Origin of the sequence: Vibrio sp. Vb2960 (genome assembly GCF_033337665.1) — a bacterium.
Taxonomy (GTDB): domain Bacteria; phylum Pseudomonadota; class Gammaproteobacteria; order Enterobacterales; family Vibrionaceae; genus Vibrio; species Vibrio alginolyticus.
Genome location: NZ_JAWORD010000005.1, coordinates 131,061 through 152,007 on the forward strand (window position 1 = coordinate 131,061; position 20,947 = coordinate 152,007).

The window sequence follows — 20,947 nt, forward strand, 5'->3', positions numbered from 1 at the left end:
TCAAACCTTTTTATATTTCAGTCATTTTCATGCAAACAGGTTTGGTTACGACCATTTTCTTTTGCACGATACAGCGCAGCATCGGCACTCTTTAACCATTGAGTGTGAGTTTCAAAATAAGGCTTATACTCGCAAACACCAATACTTATCGTGTAATTAATCAAAAAATCTTCCACTTTCACGATCTCTTGCTCAATTCTTTTGCGCAAACGCTCTGCGAAATAGCAAGCTTGCTCCTGGTTTGTGTGAGGAAGTAGTACGGTAAACTCTTCACCACCAAAACGACCGCAGATGTCACTGCTTCTTGCTGTTTTTCTCAACAAGGCAGAGGTTCGACGAATGACTTCGTCCCCTGTCGGGTGACCATAAGTATCATTCACCTTCTTAAAGTGGTCGATATCGAATATTACTAATGAGCATGGTCCGTCGATAACTTTTAAGTGAGCAAACTCATCTTTCAATGATTGCTCCCAATAAGCGCGATTAAATAAACCTGTTAAACCATCTTTGCGACTGATTTCCGACAAATGTTGATTTGTTTCTTTCAAATGAATGCGATTTCTCGCAGTTTCAGAAACATCATTGACTTGAATCGCTATGTGGCTGACCTCTCCTGAAAGCCCAATTAACGGCGTGATCACGATATCTTGATACATAAAATCACTGCTGTTTGAAACCGGAGAAAAATTGTTGAACTTAAAAAGGTACGGTCGGTTTTCCCAGCTAGAAAAAGAACGAGTTTCCAGATCGGCGGCAGCTTTTATCTTGGTTTCTAGCCAAGTTCTTGGCAGCTCTTCAAAATGCTCAAATAAACATTCACCAAGAATTTCTTGTGATAGAACGCCACTGTATGACTGCATAAAACTGTTCCACACACACACTTTATACTCTTGATTCAAAACAATAAGCCCTGAATCCATCGTATCGAGAATTTGTGTGACCCAATGAAAGTCTGCTATGTCCAGCGTGATATCGGACATTAGATTAGCTCCATGATTTCATAGATTATTTCTACGGATGGCTTATCAATTAAAAACAGTACCTCGCACTCGAAATCGAGCGCTTCTGCCATGTAGGTGTATTCGATAGTAAAGAGCTCACCCAACTCGCCTTGCTCTTCACAATAAGGTGTTAAGGTATCCACAATGCCTGGCTGACGAAGTGAGAACTGCTTGTCGAGTTGATCGCCCAATGATGTGAGAAATGACGAGACCAGTAGGTTAGAGATATTCAAGATGATTTCATTATGAGGCGTAAACTCAAGGAGGTAACCTAATTTTTCCCCAATCTGATTGATATCCCTACCACGTAAGCACACCAGTGCCTCCCCGTGAATACCGCCACCGACAAACCTCTGCGCTACCGCAACGGAACTGTCACGCCCAACCACATCAACCAGTGTCATATGAAGCTCGCCGTAGGACAAAGGTCCAACATGAGGAACAGGAAGTTGTATGAACTCATGTAAATGGTCGGCCATAATCGCAGCCCCTTTACCAAGGGCAATGTTCGCAATTTCACGGAATTTGGCTAGTAAGGAAAGCTCTTCGCAACCCTGGTTTTTAGAATCAACCGAATGACTAGGTTTGAACGCATAATGCAGCCCTAATTGTTCGTATAGTGGGAGCACCTGCTCTTCTGTCAGAGGCTTAGCGATAAAAGCTTGAGCACCAAGATCGAGACAGCGCTGTTTTGCCTCTTGTTGAACATCTCCAGAAATAATGACGATTTTGGTCGCGTACTGACTAACAGGTAATGATTCGAGGACCTCAAAACCATCCATTATGGGCATCGTTAAATCGAGAAACAAAATATCGATATTTTGCTCAGCAAGAATATTAAGCGCCTCATAACCATCTTGCGCTTCAATAAGATGCAATGATGTATCTTGTACGATAGAACGCGCAATAAGCTTTCTTGCAACAGCTGAGTCATCACATATCAGTATTTTCATGCCACCAATGGAACTAACGTCAAAAAAATCATAATACCTGTTGTAAACGTTCATCTCCATATGCTAAGCCAACAAATCAGAGGCTTATAAGCGATTTGATTCACATTTATACAAATTGACTACACTAAGAGGAAGGTTTCTTTACTAAGTATGCTCAACATAACGCCAACTCCCTGCTATTTATCCTAAACTATTGGTGGTCAAATAGATTCGCGAGGTTTTGTATGTGGCAAGCAATATCGCAACAGCTTTCTGATACTTTATTGTTCGATTACCAGATCACGGAAAAAGTAAGGCTGTCTGGTGGGGATATCAGTGAAAGCTACATGATCAATGATGGTGAGCAACGTTATTTTGTGAAAATTAACGATCGCGAGTTTTTGTCTAAGTTTGAGGTAGAAGCTGAAAGCCTGCATCTTTTGCGTGAAACATCCACCCTATTTGTACCTGAGGTGGTATTGGTTGGTAAAACCAAAAATGCCTCATTCCTAATTCTTAACTACCTTCCAACGAAACCATTAGAAGATGGTCCCAACAGCTTTAAATTTGGGCAACAATTAGCTCACCTACACCAGTGGGGCGAGCAAAAAGAGTTTGGTTTTGATACCGACAACTATCTCGGTTCGACTCTACAGCCCAACAAATGGCACAAGAAATGGTGTGTATTCTTTGCTGAGCAACGCATAGGTTGGCAATTACAGCTCCTTAAAGAAAAAGGCGTCACCTTGGTTGATATCGATGACTTTATCGATGTCGTAAAACAGCGGCTAGCAAACCATGCTCCGGAACCTTCTTTGTTGCATGGCGATTTATGGAATGGAAATGCGGCACTCACTGCATTCGGTCCTATCTGTTACGATCCTGCGTGCTATTGGGGGGACAGGGAGTGTGATATTGCGATGACAGAGCTTTTTGGTGGATTTCAACCAGAATTTTATCAAGGCTACGAATCGGTTATGCCACTTTCTTCAAGCTATGAGGAACGTAAAGATATCTATAACCTTTACCATGTTCTCAACCATTGTAATTTGTTTGGCGGCCATTACTTGGAACAGGCTCAACTGGTTATTAATAAAATCATTTCTTATTAATTTGGAAGCCACTGCATATTTCAAGATGTAAAATCTCGAGGCACATCACTACAGAAAATCACCCTAAGCTCAAGGTTGAGTTTGGGGTCAAGTTTTGTACTTATTTCGACTCAATTAGCAACAACTCGACCTAATATCAAAGGAGACTTAACTTTGGATTGTGCCTATTTTCCTTGTAGGCAAAGTAAGTAAAGGGCTGTGCTTCCTTGATGAATAGTGTGTTTAAAAGCCCTGCGAGATTAGGAGTTGTTGTATGAAAAATTATACCGAAAGGTATGTAAAGTGCCCGCATTGCGGACACTCTATCGGCATTACATTGGATGCAAGTAATGGTGACCAAGAGTTTTATGATGATTGCCCAGCTTGTTGCCACGCTATCCACCTAAATATGCGAGTGGATGAGTTACAAGATAAGGTCGAACTATTTATCGATGACAATTACGAATAGCAGCTCGAGCATGTGAACATCAGAAATATAAAAACGCTTAAATGAAAAAGGAGCACTAGGCTCCTTTTTCTCATTCTAAAGCTGTTTTGCTGCAAGAACGCGCTCAACAGTATCAACAATTGCTTGAGTCTGAGGATCAAACTCAATATTAACGCGCTCCCCTACTTGTCTCACTCCGAAAAGCGTTCGCTGCAAGGTTTCTGGAATTAGATGTACTGAAAAACGACACGTTTCAACTTCACCAATAGTTAGCGAGCAACCATCTAAACCGATGTAACCTTTCGCTAATACATATTTCATTGATTCTTGCGGCAGTTGGAACCAAATCGTGCGGTTATTGGGCGTATCGATGATATCGACAATATCTGCCGTTAAACTAATATGACCAGACATGCTATGCCCGCCTATTTCGTCACCAAACTTAGCCGCGCGCTCAATGTTTACGCTATCCCCTTCCACCAGCCGACCTAAATTAGTAAGAGCCAATGTCGCTTGCATTAAATCAAAACTGATAAGGTTGCCTTCGATCTTAGTCACAGTTAGACAACATCCGTTGTGTGCAACGGATGCACCAATTTCTAACCCTTTACAAAGTTCATCGCTTAACTCGACAACGTGCGTTTGAAAGCGTTCTTTTTTATCAATTTTAACGACCTTCGCCGTACCCTGAACTATTCCTGTAAACATTTCTTTTTACCTATTGATTTAATACCAACTGTAGTCGAAGACTAAGCCCTAAACACTGCGCTACGGGCCGGAAATAAAGACCGCAGACGATAAAGCCATGGCTCAATGAACACTGGTTTGTTCTCATGCATGTTTCAACATTACCATGATTCGCTGCTGTTCTCAGTAAAAGCGTATCCTTAGCGTAGAGAGCGTCCAGTCAGTGTTATCGACTATTAGCTACCTAGCTATGGAATATAAACATACAATTGTTTATCATTTGCGCGGAGTTTCTCCGAGGCATTTTTTCACCTTATCGTGACTAAAATCAACCATCAGATCCGTTCACCACATCTTTTGCCCTCGAGTACTCTCATTCTTTCAACTTATTGTTCCGCTCTGGAGTATTTTTCGTGCATCGCTATAAAGAAGAAGCATCAAGTCTTATCAAATTGGCGACCCCGGTATTGATCGCATCTGTCGCTCAAACTGGTATGGGGTTTGTTGATACCGTAATGGCTGGCGGCGTTAGCGCCACCGACATGGCTGCGGTTTCTGTCGCTTCAAGTATTTGGCTACCATCCATTTTGTTTGGGGTGGGTTTATTAATGGCATTGGTCCCTGTTGTCGCACAGTTAAATGGCTCTGGTCGTCGAGTCAAAATCCCGTTTGAAATTCAGCAAGGCGTCGTTTTGGCATTGCTGATCAGTGTGCCGATAATTGCAGTCCTGCTTCAAACCCAGTTTATTCTCGGGCTGATGGATGTTGAAGCACTGATGGCTGAAAAAACGGTGGGATACATTCATGCCGTTATATTAGCAGTACCCGCTTTTTTACTTTTCCAAACGCTTAGAAGCTTTACGGATGGTATGTCATTGACGAAACCGGCAATGGTTATTGGCTTTATCGGTTTGCTGCTCAACATTCCTCTAAACTGGATTTTCGTGTACGGCAAGTTTGGTGCACCTGAATTAGGCGGTGTTGGCTGTGGTGTAGCAACCACGATTGTTTACTGGGTCATGTTTGCCATGCTATTGCTGTATGTGATGACATCAGAGCGATTGAAAAGCATCAACCTATTTGGAGAATGGCATCGCCCACAATGGAAAGCGCAAGTTCGTCTATTCAAGCTCGGCTTTCCTGTTGCAGCAGCGCTGTTTTTTGAAGTGACACTGTTTGCTGTTGTTGCACTGCTCGTTTCACCACTGGGTCCTATCATTGTGGCAGCGCATCAAGTCGCGATTAACTTCTCCTCGTTGGTATTTATGCTACCAATGAGTATTGGTGCAGCAGTAAGCATTCGTGTCGGCCATCGACTTGGTGAAGAAAACGTAGATGGCGCGCGCGTAGCGTCACGAGTCGGCATTATGGTTGGTCTAGCATTGTCCGTTCTCACAGCGATTTTAACCGTCTTGTCTCGTGAGTGGATCGCCGAGCTTTATACTAGCAACCCAGAGGTAATCACTCTAGCGATGCACCTGCTCGTGTTTGCCGCTGTTTATCAATGTACGGATGCGGTTCAAGTGATCGCAGCTGGTGCATTACGCGGCTATAAAGACATGCGAGCCATCTTCAACCGTACTTTTATTGCTTATTGGATTCTTGGGCTGCCAATTGGTTACGTCCTTGGCCGTACAGACTGGATTGTCGAGCCAATGGGAGCACAAGGCTTCTGGCTTGGTTTTATCATCGGCCTATCTTCTGCGGCCTTTATGTTAGGCGTCAGAATGCGTTGGATGCATCGCCAAGAGCCAGAAGTGCAATTGAACTTTTCAGTTCAATAAAAAGTAAAAAAAGCCAGCATCCGCTGGCTTTTTTGATCGAATAATCACACGGTTGAGTATACTTATAACAAGATTACGAAGCGGTTGATTTTGCTCTCTAAACAACGGATACGAAGTTATAAAAAAGGATATTTGTGCGGTCTATTTTATTGTTCTTAATCTTGATTCTTAATGGTTGTGATAACTGGTTCAACCCAGAGAACGCCATGTTTGATAAGTATCATCAACGTGTAGCCAATGTATTGGACGTTCCTGCTATTCCAATAGAATTACAGTCTACGGTAACGATTCCTGCGAAACGCGTTTTGTTCGAGCCATTGCCAAGGCTATCTATTGGCCTGCTAGAGAGCTATCAATTACGACAGTGCGGACTCTTTAATTTACTTGCTGAGAAAAACTCACAACTAGGAAAGGTGCAGGATGCCTTTCATGATTTTGATTATCAAACTGCCCTTTTAAGAGTCATGAATCGATGTTTATCCGAATTTCCACTTAGCGATGAAGAACGTGCTACATTGACAGAGCTTTACTCAACCAAGTGGCAACATCTAGACATTCATCTCGACAACTTACTACTCGTAAGTGATGCCATGCAAAAGCAACTAACTGCCTCTGATTGGCTATCTCAAGACACGACGAATGATATTGCACGCATTAACGATGTCTATCGTATTTTCAGCGAAATGTATGATTTACCCCACCGCGCGGTCTCACGTCTACCCGATGTGGAAGTTACGCAATATCAAGAAGAGTTAGAGAAATCTCGTTTACTCGGACGACTTTACTATTCAATGGTAAATACATCCCTTTGGTTAAAAGCGACAACTCAGCTACTTGAGCAGAACCAGAGCAATGTATTGTGCGGGCCGAACAGAGACACCACTCAGTTCCGCTACTTAAGAAATGTCTTTCAATCCATTTACGTTGAAGAAGTGCAACCTTATTTGGCTTATTTAGACAGTACCTATCAACAACTTAATGATGGTGCCACTTTGGTGGAGAACCGTATGCAACTCCATGGTCACCAGTATGGCATCATTGAGGCACATAGGACATTTAGGCAAGAAACCCTAAACCACGTTCAGTTTTGGCAGGGTCTCTTCAAACGATGTGGCGTAACCGTTGGCAACTAGTAAGTGCAGAGCGTTCTATTCCTTCAACCTTTCACGCAAGAATCGAGCAAAACGTGGTTTACCAGTATGTGTAAAACCGTTATATCTAAATGTAATGGTTGAACCAATTTTCGGAGGCTGGCGACGCACTTCATCGGTAAATCCGCTACCGATGTAAAACTCAATGCCATTTGGTAAGCGAACTAACATTGCTCCCATCATACCTAATAAGCGCCCTGTTCCTGGCTTATAACCCACAACTAACGCTTCATCATCTGCGTATCGTTTTAGTTTAAGCAAATCACTACCGCGTCCAGCCTGATAGCGGCTTGATACCTTCCGCAACATCACCCCTTCACCGTCGGATATTGAAATTTTATCCAACTGTGTAAACAGATGAGCTTCATTTTGAATCGCTCGGTGCTCGACATATTTGATATGAGGCTGGTCGACTTCAAGCACTAAATCTTTGATGTTGTAATAACGCTTCCGATAATCACCAGCGGAATATGGCATATCAAAGATCATAAAGTCGATGTGTCGCCAAGCAGACTCTACAGGAGTTTTATCTAATACCGTTTGCTGAACAAGATGGAAGTTACCTCTCCCAGCCCAAAGTTCACCGTCCAACGGATAATCAGGCAAAGGTCCTGTAAACCAATCTGGGGCGTAGATTCGATTACCATTTCTCGTCACGAGATGTTGCCCAGTCCAATAAGCGCGAACACCATCAAGTTTTTCGCTATACCAATATTCAGACACATCAATGCCATCCTGATAGCTTTGTGCAAGAGAAACTGGTGGTGCGAAAGACGTATCCGCTTGAGGCTGTGAAGACGCTGCCATAACAGCCAGCGCAATTAATGTCATTTTTAATGGCATAAGAAGACCTTGTACAAAAAATCGCCTTTATTGAAACGTAAGTCCTCTCGATGACCTATTTATTACTAGTCATTCTTCGACTCATAACAATCAACATTAGTAATAATTTGCAAAGATAATCATAAACTTTAGACAGGTTTTGCATTTAGTCGTTACACGTTATTCACGTAAGGCGGATGGTTCGTCAATCGAGTTGGAATCTAATCATGACGAGCCCCCAGCTCTAACGACTTCTTTCGGCTCAAAACCTCTTATAAGCAAACCATTTCTCTGTGCGTTTTTGATTCTCAATTTGAGAATCAGTCCTTTCTCAAATTGAACAATATCATTAACAATATTTAACTATTTGATTTTTAATTAATTTCAAATTGGCACGTTACCTGCTCTATATCCAATTAGAAAAACAAACGGAGACAGAGTCATGGAACTACGCAAACTAGAAATCAATCAAGACAAGTTAGCCATTGAGTTTTTTGGTGACTTAGATGCAAGCGGCTGTCGACAAGCACAACATCACATTGATGAGGTAATTCACAACAATCATCACAAAGAAGTCGAAATTAACTTACAGCACGTCCAATTTCTTGATTCTTCAGGGATTGGTGCCATTGTTTACTTATATAAGCGTCTAGTTGAACGTGAAAGAAGCATGAGTATTGAAAACGTATCAGGCCAACCTTTAGAAATCATGAGCTTGCTTCGTATCAACCATGCCATTCCCGTTAACTCAAAAGGACACTAAAAATACCGGTTTAAACGGAGGTTGGCATGGTAAATCTTATACGACGATATGCATTAAGCGGTCTTGTTGTCGGCATGTTTGGTTGTTCGTCGTTTGACTACCCAGAACACGGAAAAGGTGGCTTGGCGGAAAGCTATCAAGATATCTCGATCGAGAATTATCAGTTTTCCCCTGTGATGCCTGACGAGCCTTTAGGTCCAGAACATGGGTTAAGGTTTGATTGGCAACTGACCAAGTTACATCTAGACGCACTAATCCAAGAGGGCGCGCGCTGGTGTTTTCCTGCGGCAGTTGTTCAGGCCCTTGAAAAACAAAATAGAATTGCGCGCGAGTTAGAAGGTGGGCTTTTACTCGACGCTGCCAACGACCTTGTGATTCAGCGTCGACGCTTAAACCAGCTCGAACAACAACTCGACTACGTACTGAGCCAAACCACTTGCACACCGCCCGATGATATTGAAGCACTACGTAGCGACCTAAACATAGTCTCGGATATCTATGCACTACTTAATATCGACAACCAGTTTGCTGTCGATTCAGCAGAAATCAACCCGAAGTACATGGGACATTTGGCAGAAGCAGCCTACATTTTACGTGACCACCCTAACCTATCTCTTGTAGTAACGGGGCATGCGGATGCAACTGGAACACCCGATTACAACCAGAAACTTGCTCAAGCGCGTGCAGAACAAGTAAAGCGTTACCTAACCGTATTTGGTATCACTTCAGAGAGAGTCACTACCAAATCTGTCGGAGATAACCTGCCACTCTATGAAGGTGAAACATCCGCCGTGCGTTTAACTAATCGTCGAGTAAGCATCGAGGTTATTAGCCCTAATTCAGATAGCGATACCTCAATAAACCGAAACCCAACGGCAGGAGGCGCGCTATGAACACGATGAAACCATTTATCCTCTTAATGTTGTTGTGTCTGGTCGCGTGGGTACCTTCTTCCATAGCGGATGAAAGCAATACTGTTAAGGTCGGTGATTTAATACAGATTAACTTACCCGGAGAGGCGTCGTTAAACCAAGGGTTTCAGGTTGATCGTCGTGGACGAATTAATTTACCAGAAGTCGGCCCTGTATTAGTGGCCGGCTACAATGAACAACAACTCCAAGACGTGATTATCGACAGGCTAAAGACCGTGTATCGTGACGTTAACAACGCTCGAGTTTTTATTAAACAGCAACAGTTGTTAGTGTCCGTTCAAGGCTACGTGGTCAAACCCGGTGAGTATACCTTACCTTCTGGGTCCAACATTCAAATGTTTGTTTACGAAGCTGGCGGCCTGCGCGCAGGGGCTCAGCTTGATAAAATGATCGTGAAACGTGGAAATAGAAGCATTGAATTTGACTACAAACGCTTCCTTGATACGGGTGACAATAGCCAGCTGCCAAAACTAGAATCACTGGATGTCTTATTTGTTCCCGCTTCCCCACTCGTAGGGAATATTGAGCAAGAGTTTGATGCAGCAAAACTCGCGAATTCAGGTGACAGCGCAGATTCCGCTCGTGCAATCAAAGTCTTTGGTGAAGTCAACGCACCTGGCTCGTTCTCACACAAGCCAAACACCACGCTAGTTGATGTCGTAATGCGAGCTGGCGGCGTGACACGATATGCCAGTGTCGAGCAAATTCGCGTGATAACAAACAATAACCCAACCATGTTTAACCTGAAAAAGTACCTTGATACTGGAGACCAAAGCCTACTGCCGGAGATCCTGCCAGGTGCCACCATCTTTGTCCCAAAACAGGAAGAAGAAATCAAAACAGGTGCAAATGTGGTTTACGTGATGGGTGAAGTCGCCCATCCTGGGGCATACGAAGGCAAGCAAGGCGCTAGCTTCATGGATATCCTCGCCAACGCTGGCGGGCCCACTCGCTACGCAGAATCTCGCCAAATTCGCGTTATAAAAGCCGATGGCAAAGTCATCAAATTCGATCTTACCGCGCATACAGAAGGACTATCTTCAGCCAGACCACCAAATGTTGGACCAGGAGACGCGATTTTCGTACCGGAGAAAACCGATTTCAATGAGAAGTCTTGGTTAAAAGTAGCACCTAGTCGAGCGGTCGCAGTGATGGGAGAAGTTGTTCGCCCTGGACGCATCGAGTGGTCAGACGAAATGGATTTGATTGATCTGCTTGCACACGTTGGTGGCCCAACTCGACGAGCTGATACCACCAAAATTGAAGTCGCCAATAACGGTCAAATGACACAATTTGACTTAGACCAATACATTCTGGATGGCTCACCAACATCAAGCCTACCTCGAGTTTCCGCTGGTACAGTCGTAAGGGTACATGCATTGCCTGACGACCCATCCGATAATAAGTCGCAATGGGTAAGCCAAAGCTCTGACGCATCGATATACGTTTTCGGGCAAATCAATGCACCTGGGCGCTATCGTTTCACCGAAGATATGCATTTTCTGGATATTTTATCTGCCGCCGATGGACCGACAATGGATGCAGATATTCACAACATCCGTGTCACACACCGAGGCCTAGGTTATGCCAAAGTGAGTAAATTGAATTTATCGATGTACTTTGAAACAGGCGATGAGTCAATTCTGCCCCACGTTCGTCCTGGTGATACCATTTACATTCCAGAAAAAAACAAAAACTGGTTAGATCGTTCAAAAGAGTCCACGGTACGCGTATTAGGTGAAGTAAGAGACCCAGGGCGATACGTATTTAATGACAACATGACTGTGCTTGATCTGTTAGCGGAAGCAGGAGGACCAACTGACAATGCCTACCTTGAAAAGATCAGTGTGGTCAATATGTCTTGCTGCCAGGGCCAAGCCCGAACATTTGATTTGGTGAACTTTAGTAAAACAGCCAACATTTATGAGCTGCCAGTCATTCGCGCAGGCGACACGATTTACATTCCCCATAAAGACGAAAGCTTTGTTGAAAAAGCGAGGGCCGGATTAAGAGATATTTTACAAATAACCACAACCATCGTGTTAATAGGAGCGTTGTAATGACTATTCCTGCAACTCACGCTGAGATTGAGCAAATTTATCTTCAGAGTGAACAGAAAGGCCACAAAACGATTTGTGTTGTGGGTTGTAAATCTGAAGATGGTGTCACTTCCGTGGCTTCATCTCTTGCAGAGCGCTTGGTTTTAGCAGGCCACAATACTTTGTATGTAGACCTTAACTTATTCAAACCCGCTTATCACACTGTTCACGAATTTGATGATGACGAGAAGGTTGGCCATTTGATCACACGAGAGAATACACATCAAACTTTAGTCGGCCTCCCTGCTCCGTCTCTCGCCAGCACTCAGTTAGCGTACCGAGACCCAACAACGCTGAAACAAAACATTGCACAATGGTTAACGCAGTACGAGCGCGTCGTGATAGATACATCACCACTTCTTAGTGTCAACCGAAGCAATATTGCGCCTCAAGTGATTGCTGGCGTATGTGATGCTACTTTGTTAGTAGCGCATTATGGCTCTACGACTGCAACCCAGCTCGAGCAAGCCAAAAAGCTACTCGATGCTAGCGATGCGAACTTGATTGGTTCTGTACTGAACATGAAGCACACTCCAAGCCTGAAAGATGAGTTAATCCGCCAAGTTTCCAAGCTGCGTTTCTTACCAAAAAAGTGGAAAGAAAAACTGTCTCAGCAAATTAAAAAAAGCGAACTGTTTATGTTATAGGGAGCGCTATTATGACGATAAATAATACATTGACTATCGAGCAAGAATTAGTGGATGAGCATATTCTTCAGCAAATGATCAAAGATACGTGCGCCGAAATCATCCCTACCTTGATTGAGCACTATGTCGAAGAGTCACGCGATCGCATGGAGAAAATAGAGCAAGCATTAAGCACAAAAGACCTTCAAACATTAGAGTTCGAGGTTCACACACTGGGCAGTTCTGCTCTCGCTCTAGGCAATCGAACGCTTTCAAGACAAGCAAGAATGATTGAGAAGTACTGTGTCGAAGGAAAAATACCAAAAGCATTGGAGCTTTGTGAAACACTTCCTCAACTCGCCAATGAATCGTTTGATGCGTTAGAAAAGCGAAAAGCTCAAGGGTTTGAGTAGTATCAGTGTCTTACTCCCTAGCGAAGCATCGCGTTTGATAAAGCGCGATGCCGACATCATCTCAGAAATTTAGGCTCCAAATTCAGTCACCCTCGCCAAGCCACACACCTTGAAATTATTTGGGTATAACTTAATCAATTAAAAAGTATGGATTTTTCGCAAATTTCCTACCTTGTGCTAATACTTAAATAACGCTTTTCTCAAATTGAGAATTTTCAGCACTAGAGAGCTATAAACCACTCATAATGCCAAATAGTAGTGCTGACAAAAATCATAAAAAATGAAACAAACTACGTTGGGATGGGACTATGAGACCAAGGGTGTTACTGGTAGAGGACTCTACTTCACTAGCCATACTTTATAAGCAGTATGTGAAAGACGAACCTTATGACATTTTTCATGTCGAGACAGGTCGCGAAGCGATTCAATTTATTGAAAGAAGCAAACCTCAGCTCATCATTCTCGATTTGAAACTGCCCGACATGTCTGGCGAAGACGTGTTGGATTGGATCAACCAGAATGACATTCCTACGTCCGTTATTATTGCTACGGCACACGGCAGCGTCGACTTAGCCGTTAATCTAATTCAAAAAGGTGCGGAAGATTTCTTAGAAAAGCCCATAAACGCTGATCGCCTAAAAACGTCAGTTGCATTGCACCTTAAACGCGCCAAATTGGAAGATTTGGTGGAAAATATTCAGTCCAAGTTTGATCGCCACAACTATCACGGATTCATCGGTTCAAGTCTCCCGATGCAGGCGGTATACAAGACCATTGATGCTGTTGCGCCAACTTCTGCCAGTGTGTTTATTGTGGGAGAAAGTGGCACAGGTAAAGAAGTTTGTGCTGAAGCCGTCCACCGCCAGAGCGACCGTAAAGACAAGCCTTTTATTGCAATTAACTGTGGGGCTATTCCACGAGATTTGATGGAAAGTGAGATTTTTGGTCACGTTAAAGGGGCCTTTACTGGAGCAACAACAGATCGAAAAGGTGCGGCGACGCTGGCACATGGTGGCACGCTTTTTCTTGATGAGCTGTGTGAAATGGAACTTGAGATGCAAAAGAAGTTGCTCCGCTTTCTACAAACGGGCACTTACACCCCTCTTGGTGGCATTCGAGAAATGAAAGTGGATGTGAGAATCATTTGTGCCACTAACCGAGATCCATTAACAGAGGTAGAAGAAGGTCGTTTTCGTGAAGACTTATACTACCGTGTGCACGTTATACCTATCGATATGCCCCCATTACGTGAACGAGGAAGTGACATTGTCACGCTTGCCAAGCACTTCTTGACCACTTACGCCAAACAAGACAAAAAGAAATTCTCAACAATCGACAGCGAAGCTCAACATATCATCAAGCATTACGAATGGCCGGGTAATGTAAGGCAACTACAAAACATCATACGTAACATTGTGGTGCTTAATAACGACGAAAAAGTCACGGTGAGCCACCTACCCGCTCAACTTACTAAAAAGTCTAAAGTGACGAAAACAACGACGCCTGCGCATGTTGCTCAAGAGTCAGCAAACATTGCACCAATCACACCACCACCTGGTTATACTGAGGAACCTTCACCTTCTGCGGTCGAACCGTCGATTACCGCAGCGGAGCAGCCTGGTACACCGTCCTCTGCTGCTACCTCACCGTACTTTAACTCTGATGGAACCATTCGTCCTATGTGGCAAGTAGAGCGTGAAGCAATTCAAAACGCAATCGCGTACTGTGATGGCAACGTCCTCAACGCCGCTGTCATGCTGGAGTTAAGCCCATCTACGGTTTACCGAAAAAAACAAGCGTGGGAAGCGGATGAAATTAATCTCGAACAATCTTGATAAACCTGCCATTGGTGAAATTTGGATCTTGCTTGATAGCCGTCTATTCGGCGGCATTGAAAGTCACGTTATCGAGCTAGCTCGGGGATTAATCGCCTTTGGAAACAAAGCTCGAGTTGTGCTAACCACTGAGTATTCGCCAGCCGCTCAGATTGTACAGAAGGCAAAAGAAGCCGCGATCCCTGTGAGTTACTTAAACTATTTGTCTGGCGAGCCCAATAAAGCTTTAAAAATTAAACACCTAACAAGCGCCGTCGCCAATCACCAACCCTCAGTGGTTCACTCCCATGGTTATAAAGCGTCGATTTTGTCGCGCTGCGCCAAACTGCTCACCCGTACGTTTCCTCGTTTGATTTCAACTTATCATGCTGGTGAATCTTCCTCAGGAAAGCTATGGCTATACGATTGGCTTGATAGAGGCTCAGGCAGCCTATCTGACCATTGCTTTGCTGTCAGTCCAAGTATTCAGCGCAAAGTTTTTTGTTCTTCAGAACTGCTGAATAACTTTGTTTCGATTCCCAAAAGTCAACTCAACTATCAGGAGATCGCTTTTGTCGGCCGATTGAGTCAGGAAAAAGGCGCCGATCAATTTATTGAGGTAGCGAGGCTCTGTCCAACATTACAGTTTAGTGTGTACGGTGATGGCCCGGAAAAAGAGTCGCTTAATCAAACTGCCCCTTCAAATGTGACTTTCTTCGGCCATCAAACCGATATGGAAGGTGTTTGGGAAAATATCAGCGTACTTATCATCTCTTCTCGTTATGAGGGTCTTCCAATGGCGGCGCTTGAAGCCATGTCGAGAGGCATTGCCGTGATGAGCTTACGTGTAGGTCGTCTTCCAGATATTATCCAAACGGGTAAAAATGGTTTTATCGTCGAAGACATTCCCTCTCTTGCTAAATGTCTTCATGACTGGATGTCGATTGGTGAAGCGCAACAATCACTCATTCGCCAGAATGCTCGACAAACCATCATTGATGATTTCTCAGCGCAAAGTGTGATTCCCGTATTGCTACAAAAATATCAAATTGAAACGGATCACTAATCCATATTGGTTCTCAATATGAGAATGATGAGTTCCAAACATAAATATCATAGAAGATTCAATCACATAAACTAATGGCATATTTTGGCATCTCTATTGCAGCTCAGCAGTTAACGCAGATTAATGATGAGACAGAGGTGACTTATGACTACGCCAAAACGCATTCTATATGTTCATTATGGTGATAATTGGATTCGCGGCAGTGAAGTGGTGCTTCTGGATCTCATTTCAGGAATCGACCGCGATAAGTTTGAGCCATTCGTATGGTCCAACTGCCAACCATTAATCGATAAGTGCCAATCGCTCGGAATTGAAGCGGAACATTCAACCTTCAATTTGGTGGGTGGTTGGAGCGCTCCGCGCTGGGATATTAGCGGGTGGAATAGCCTTATCAAACAAGGCTCAGCATTGATCGAAAAGCACAACATCGACTTGGTACACGTCAATAGCGGCGGCCCTTGTCAATGGATGTGTTTGGCTGCTCGCATGAATCATATACCACTTGTCACGCAACTTCATTGCCATTATACATTGCGCGATCGCTTCTCTCTCGGACTTCACCTCTCTCCAAAATTGATTTGCGTTAGCAAAGATGTTGGACGCGAAATTCTTCAGGACGGCTACCCACATAACCAACTTCATGTCGTACACAACGGCGTGTCACTTCAAGGCGTGGATACACCCATCGACATTAAAGATCGCCTCGGAATCCCATCACAGGCCTTTACCTTTCTGTCGGTGGGTTCGCTGATTAAGCGCAAAGGGTTCGACCGCCTTATTCGCGCAATGCGCATGCACAACTACCACCACCACAACCCTCACCTTGTTATTGTTGGTGACGGCGAAGAAAGAGAAGCATTGCAACAGCTTGCCGCGGATCTTGGTATCCAAGAGCGAGTGCACTTTGTCGGGGAGCAACACAATGCCGGAGAGTGGATGTGTGGTAATGCAGACGCTTTTATTAGCGGCGCCTATGAAGAGGCCTTTGGTCTCGTGCTCGGGGAAGCGGCTTTAGCTCAACTGCCTATCGTGGCTCCTAAAACGGGAGGCATTCCTGAGTTGTTCGAGCATAATCACTCTGCATTGCTGTACCAGAACAGTGGAATGGCGAGCCTGTTAAACGCGATTCAACAAGTCATGCAAGACGCGGCATTAAGAAACAAGCTGGCGGAAAACGCTTACCTACATGCTAGCCAGCACTTAACGACGACTGCATCTATCAACGCTATTGAACGTATTTACGAAGGTGAACTTAATAATAACGCCATTACACCAATGCCAATGACTCACTGCATGAAGCCTCTTTCACGCTGGTTGAGCATCAATTGAGGAGCCCGGTCATGAAACGTGTATTGATGTTCGACGCCATCCCAATGCAAGGTGGATCCAAAATCGCGAATGCAGAGCTCCTTAAGCAGTGCGATAAGCTGAACGTGATTGGTTATCTACTCACTACAAATCCAGAGCATTGGGCGTCACTGCTTAGTGATACACCGCGTGTGCAAGTTATAAAAATAAAACCATCACCATTTAACTCGACTCATGGCCTGACCTACTGGTTGATGAACGCTTACTACTTTCTCCAACTTCTCTACGCGTGCATGAAGCTGCCAAAAATAGATAGCTTTTTGGGCCTATCTTGCCCAAGTAATGATATGCCTTTGTACTTACTACGATTAATTAGCAAAAAGCCTGTGGTACAGATGGTTCATGGTCCTATTGGACGATCGAGATCTGCTGGCTACTGCTTAGTAAAAGCATCGGCAATTTACTACTTGGCAAACACCCGCGAATCAATGGTAGAAGCATTACAGGCCTACCTCAAAACAGAGAAGCCAGCCACCGAACGCTATTGGTGTGGTTTGAATACATCTACGTTTGTTAATGGATTATCGAAAGATCGCTGGCCAAAACAAGCGAATCCGATTTCAAGCCGCGTTTTCTGGGCAGCTAGCTTACTAAAATGGAAGAACATCGATCTTTTGCTTGATGCTTTAACACTTGATGAGTCGAAAAAGATCAAATCCACCGTGTGTTACATCAAACCTAATGTGGCAGGTGTGGAATATTCAACACCGGACTTCAACACACAAGGTGTTGAATGGCATGAGTGCCCAAACAACTTAGATGAATTGCGTTCACAGTGTGGTGTGTTTGTTTCCACCAGTCTCAACGAACCTTTTGGGTTATCTATTTTGGAAGCTCTCGCTGCAGGTATGTGTGTCGTCATTCCACATGATGATAGTTATTGGGACCGCGTGTTAACTCACGGCCGAAATTGTATTAAATACACGCCTAACAATGTGGCTTCGTTGCACAACGCAATTCGCCTTTTGAATGAATCGCCGTGGATGAAAGTAACGATGGGTATCGAAGCACTCAATGTTTCTCAACTATACACAGCCGAACGTTGTTATTTACCAATCGCCCAGCACCTCGCTAGCGAAATTGCTACCAACAATGATTGCACACTCAAGACACCGCAAGACATCAAAGGATATGATCATGTCTAAAGCAATGACCAACATGACGCTATTTGCTATCGCCTTAGTGATCAATAAAAGCATCAGCCTAATCATGCTGCCTGTATTGCCCCACTTTCTCTCACCAGAACAAATGGGCAAGCTTGAGCTTCTAACAACCTTTGGTGTTGTTACGACCTTGTTTGTCAGTTTCGCTTTGCATGAAGCGCTTTATCGATTCGTCGGCGTTGAAAAGGATCAAAATACGCGCACAAGCCTACTAAACCAGCTGTACTCACTTGCTTTACTCATCGCTGGCGTCGTCGCTCTTAGCTTGCTCACTATCATTTTAATCGCCCCCATTCCCGCGCCTTTTACGCGAGTCGAATTTGCTATTGTTATGTTTGCCATCGTTCTAGAAGGCAGTATTGCAATCGGTACTGCCTGGTTAAGAACACAAGACGACAAAGCAAGAACTCTGCTTAACGTCATGGTCACTACCACCATTTTTCAGGTCATTTTTATCGTCGCGGCGCTGTCTGTTCATCCCCATGTTATTTCTGTTTTGTGGGGTGGCTTGTTGGCTGCTATTACTCAATTTGTTTGGCTGCACATCGTTAACAGTTACAATGTCACCCTTCCTAAACTGACATTGGCAAAACAATACCTAAACTACTGCCTACCAATGATGATGGCCGGTTTAGTAGCATTTTGTCTCAATGGCGCTGAGCGCTGGTTCATTGGTGCCAACACTTCTCTTGCGACGTTAGGGATTTACGCGATAGCGGTAAAATTTGCAGTGGGCATGTGTATTTTAGTGCAGCCGTTTGGCATGTGGTGGATGCCACGTCGATTTAACTACTTAGAAGGGCGCAAGAACACTGAAGCAGTACGCATCACACACTTAGGTATGATTTACATTACAGGTTTGAGTGTAGTGGTCGGCACATTAGCAATGGTGATGATCACCCACTTACTGCCAGAAACCTATCATGAGGCGGTACTATTCAGCTTATTCTTGCTACCTATCGCCATGTTAAAAGAATGGAGCGAGCTGATTAACATCTCCATTTTGTACAAGCGTCGTACTCGCTGGCTACTGGGTATAAATGTCGTCTCTGCGTGCGTTGCGATTGCTTTGCTGTTTGGCTTATCTTCTCTGGGTATTTATGGTGTGTTCATTGCGCTTTATTACGCACAACTGTGTAAGCTGGGCCTGACTTATGTAGTAGGCCAACAATGTATGACGTTGCCTTTTCACCTAAGTCTGATGGTTTTATTACAGATTATATCCGGTGTGGCACTGTTCCTGCTTCACTCTTCACAATCAATAGGAATCGCCATCGCAATTTGCATTTTGACATGCAGTTTGCTGGCAGGGATAGCCACTCGCTACATGAGTAAAGAGACGCTCAATGCTCTCACTCGATACATAGTGAAACGGCGTGGACAGGTGAAGAGATACTCGTTATGAATGAAACCAAGGTGAGAACAAAACAGTCCATCGCAGCACTGACGATCACTGTCGGTATCGGCCTGCTTTGGGTTGTTATGCCTCATCCCATTTTGATTGTTGCGTTGTGTTTCGCACCACTCGCGTTACTGTTTGTTCTCAATCAAACGTTTTGGCTTGTCACACTGTTCGTTATTTTTTCATTCTTTCGTATTCACGAAGCCTTTCCTGTTATCTATAACTTCAAGATCCCATTACTGTTATCATTGGGGGCACTCGCCGCACTCGCTTTTCACCTTCTTATAAGCCGCCAGATTACAGCTTTTTGGCACCCTTCATTAAAGTGGCTGTGTATATTTTGGGGTCTGGTGATCATCGGAATCATATTCGCTTCCAGTCGTGATATCGCAATAACGGTGTTCAAAAACACCTATTGGAAAATCATCATTATGACGTTGGCCATCACCTGGCTTATTACTAAACCTTCGCAGCTCGCACAGATGTCAAAAGCAATTATTTTCGCCGGATTATTGATTGGCTTAGTGGCATTACAAAACGCTGCGAATGGCATTGATTTGGTTGAAGGGACGCGCGTGTCGATAGGACGATCCATAGGTTCAGTACTTGGCGATCCTAACGATTTGGCACTAGTGCTGATGTTTCCCCTTGCCTTTACCGTTAGTCAATTGATGGAGAAGCATTCCCCCAAGCATCTCAGGCTCTTTGCCCTTATCACCTGTTTGGTTTTGTTCTTTGCGATCATTGAGACGCAGAGCCGCGGGGGGTTACTAGGTTCACTGTCTGTATTTGCCTACTTTGCTTTTAAACACATCAAAAGCAAAACATTAGTCTTGGTATTAGGCGCTATCGCAGCGATCGTACTCTACGCATTCGCTGGTATTTCAGGACGAGAATCGGGGGGAGCAGCTGAGGATGGTATAGATGCCTCTGCGATGGGGCGACTTTATGCGTGGGAAGCGGCATTTAAAATGGCGCTGCATCACCCGTTGACTGGCGTAGGTCTAGATAACTTCTATTTTAATTACTATTTCTACAGCCCACACTGGGATGGTATCAACCACGCCGTCCATAGTACTTGGTTTGGCGTGTTAGCAGAAACGGGTTTTGTCGGGCTCGCGGTGTTCATTACTTTAATTGTGTCATTGATCCGCACCTCTTTGCATTCCATCTCATTGCTGACACCAAAATCAGATTACACCCTCTCTGTAGGAGCAAACGCCGTGTTAAGTGGGCTTATCGGTACCATCGTATCAGGCACGTTTCTGACTCAAGGTTTCACTTGGCCAATTTACATTCTAGCGGCGTTAACAGTTGTCGTTAGCCGAATTGTTCAAAGTGACTGTCAAAATGAGAAATCCTAGTTTCAAATATAAACAAAACCC

19 protein-coding genes are annotated in these 20,947 nt (G+C 44.1%); 15 read left to right on the plus strand and 4 right to left on the minus strand.

All coding sequences use genetic code 11. The features are described from left to right. Positions 1–17: 17 nt before the first annotated feature. Both R7O03_RS06140 and R7O03_RS06145 read right to left on the minus strand, forming a co-directional pair. Positions 18–980 (minus strand): GGDEF domain-containing protein, encoded by a 963-nt coding sequence (locus tag R7O03_RS06140; protein WP_262582507.1) that lies wholly within the window; start codon positions 978–980, stop codon positions 18–20. Then, positions 980–1,954, minus strand: a complete 975-nt coding sequence (locus R7O03_RS06145) for a response regulator (protein WP_033905358.1) — start codon at positions 1,952–1,954, stop codon at positions 980–982. The genes R7O03_RS06140 and R7O03_RS06145 overlap by 1 nt, the downstream gene beginning before the upstream one ends. 224 nt (positions 1,955–2,178) lie before the next feature. Between R7O03_RS06145 and R7O03_RS06150 the strand changes: the two genes are divergently transcribed. Together R7O03_RS06150 and R7O03_RS06155 are read left to right on the plus strand one after the other, a co-directional pair. Further along, on the plus strand, positions 2,179–3,045 hold the full coding sequence (locus R7O03_RS06150; protein WP_005377623.1) for a fructosamine kinase family protein: 867 nt from the start codon (positions 2,179–2,181) through the stop codon (positions 3,043–3,045). Between the two features lie 253 nt (positions 3,046–3,298). Then, complete coding sequence (locus R7O03_RS06155) at positions 3,299–3,493, plus strand: CPXCG motif-containing cysteine-rich protein (protein ID WP_017634925.1); 195 nt, start codon at positions 3,299–3,301, stop codon at positions 3,491–3,493. A 75-nt stretch (positions 3,494–3,568) separates the two neighbouring features. Here the strand turns inward: R7O03_RS06155 and R7O03_RS06160 are convergent, their stop codons facing one another. After that, positions 3,569–4,180, minus strand: coding sequence for a riboflavin synthase subunit alpha (locus R7O03_RS06160; protein WP_205460947.1), 612 nt, complete (start codon positions 4,178–4,180; stop codon positions 3,569–3,571). A gap of 392 nt (positions 4,181–4,572) precedes the next feature. Between R7O03_RS06160 and R7O03_RS06165 the strand changes: the two genes are divergently transcribed. Continuing rightward, complete coding sequence (locus tag R7O03_RS06165) at positions 4,573–5,943, plus strand: MATE family efflux transporter (protein ID WP_005377626.1); 1,371 nt, start codon at positions 4,573–4,575, stop codon at positions 5,941–5,943. A 134-nt stretch (positions 5,944–6,077) separates the two neighbouring features. Beyond that, positions 6,078–7,076 (plus strand): DUF3080 domain-containing protein, encoded by a 999-nt coding sequence (locus tag R7O03_RS06170; protein ID WP_206954080.1) that lies wholly within the window; start codon positions 6,078–6,080, stop codon positions 7,074–7,076. A 15-nt stretch (positions 7,077–7,091) separates the two neighbouring features. Here the strand turns inward: R7O03_RS06170 and R7O03_RS06175 are convergent, their stop codons facing one another. Next, positions 7,092–7,937, minus strand: coding sequence for a DNA ligase (locus R7O03_RS06175; RefSeq protein ID WP_053307085.1), 846 nt, complete (start codon positions 7,935–7,937; stop codon positions 7,092–7,094). A 421-nt stretch (positions 7,938–8,358) separates the two neighbouring features. On the opposite strand from R7O03_RS06175, the gene R7O03_RS06180 reads away from it, so the two are divergent. From R7O03_RS06180 to R7O03_RS06230, 11 genes are all read left to right on the plus strand, one after another. After that, positions 8,359–8,679, plus strand: a complete 321-nt coding sequence (locus R7O03_RS06180; protein ID WP_017634929.1) for an STAS domain-containing protein — start codon at positions 8,359–8,361, stop codon at positions 8,677–8,679. A gap of 26 nt (positions 8,680–8,705) precedes the next feature. Beyond that, the gene (locus R7O03_RS06185) at positions 8,706–9,572 is read left to right on the plus strand and encodes an OmpA family protein (protein WP_053350556.1); all 867 of its coding nucleotides are present in this window, start codon (positions 8,706–8,708) and stop codon (positions 9,570–9,572) included. Next, positions 9,569–11,671: an SLBB domain-containing protein gene (locus R7O03_RS06190; protein WP_318131590.1), complete on the plus strand. Its 2,103-nt coding sequence runs from the start codon at positions 9,569–9,571 to the stop codon at positions 11,669–11,671. The genes R7O03_RS06185 and R7O03_RS06190 overlap by 4 nt, the downstream gene beginning before the upstream one ends. Then, positions 11,671–12,357 (plus strand): AAA family ATPase, encoded by a 687-nt coding sequence (locus R7O03_RS06195; RefSeq protein ID WP_005377635.1) that lies wholly within the window; start codon positions 11,671–11,673, stop codon positions 12,355–12,357. Before R7O03_RS06190 ends, R7O03_RS06195 begins: the two co-directional genes overlap by 1 nt. An 11-nt stretch (positions 12,358–12,368) precedes the next feature. Further along, positions 12,369–12,749, plus strand: coding sequence for an Hpt domain-containing protein (locus tag R7O03_RS06200; RefSeq protein ID WP_149191800.1), 381 nt, complete (start codon positions 12,369–12,371; stop codon positions 12,747–12,749). 308 nt (positions 12,750–13,057) lie between these two features. Continuing rightward, a complete protein-coding gene (locus tag R7O03_RS06205) occupies positions 13,058–14,584 on the plus strand; it encodes a sigma-54 dependent transcriptional regulator (protein ID WP_318131591.1) in 1,527 nt (508 codons plus the stop codon). Then, positions 14,559–15,629, plus strand: coding sequence for a glycosyltransferase family 4 protein (locus R7O03_RS06210; RefSeq protein WP_213962556.1), 1,071 nt, complete (start codon positions 14,559–14,561; stop codon positions 15,627–15,629). The genes R7O03_RS06205 and R7O03_RS06210 overlap by 26 nt, the downstream gene beginning before the upstream one ends. Before the next feature lie 144 nt (positions 15,630–15,773). Beyond that, positions 15,774–16,958: a glycosyltransferase gene (locus R7O03_RS06215; RefSeq protein ID WP_262638508.1), complete on the plus strand. Its 1,185-nt coding sequence runs from the start codon at positions 15,774–15,776 to the stop codon at positions 16,956–16,958. A gap of 11 nt (positions 16,959–16,969) precedes the next feature. Next, complete coding sequence (locus tag R7O03_RS06220; RefSeq protein ID WP_206954077.1) at positions 16,970–18,142, plus strand: glycosyltransferase; 1,173 nt, start codon at positions 16,970–16,972, stop codon at positions 18,140–18,142. Further along, positions 18,135–19,565 carry a lipopolysaccharide biosynthesis protein gene (locus R7O03_RS06225; RefSeq protein ID WP_258495300.1) on the plus strand — a complete coding sequence of 477 codons (1,431 nt, stop codon included), beginning with the start codon at positions 18,135–18,137 and terminating at the stop codon, positions 19,563–19,565. Before R7O03_RS06220 ends, R7O03_RS06225 begins: the two co-directional genes overlap by 8 nt. Beyond that, positions 19,562–20,926: an O-antigen ligase family protein gene (locus R7O03_RS06230; protein WP_162497020.1), complete on the plus strand. Its 1,365-nt coding sequence runs from the start codon at positions 19,562–19,564 to the stop codon at positions 20,924–20,926. Before R7O03_RS06225 ends, R7O03_RS06230 begins: the two co-directional genes overlap by 4 nt. Positions 20,927–20,947 lie beyond the last annotated feature (21 nt).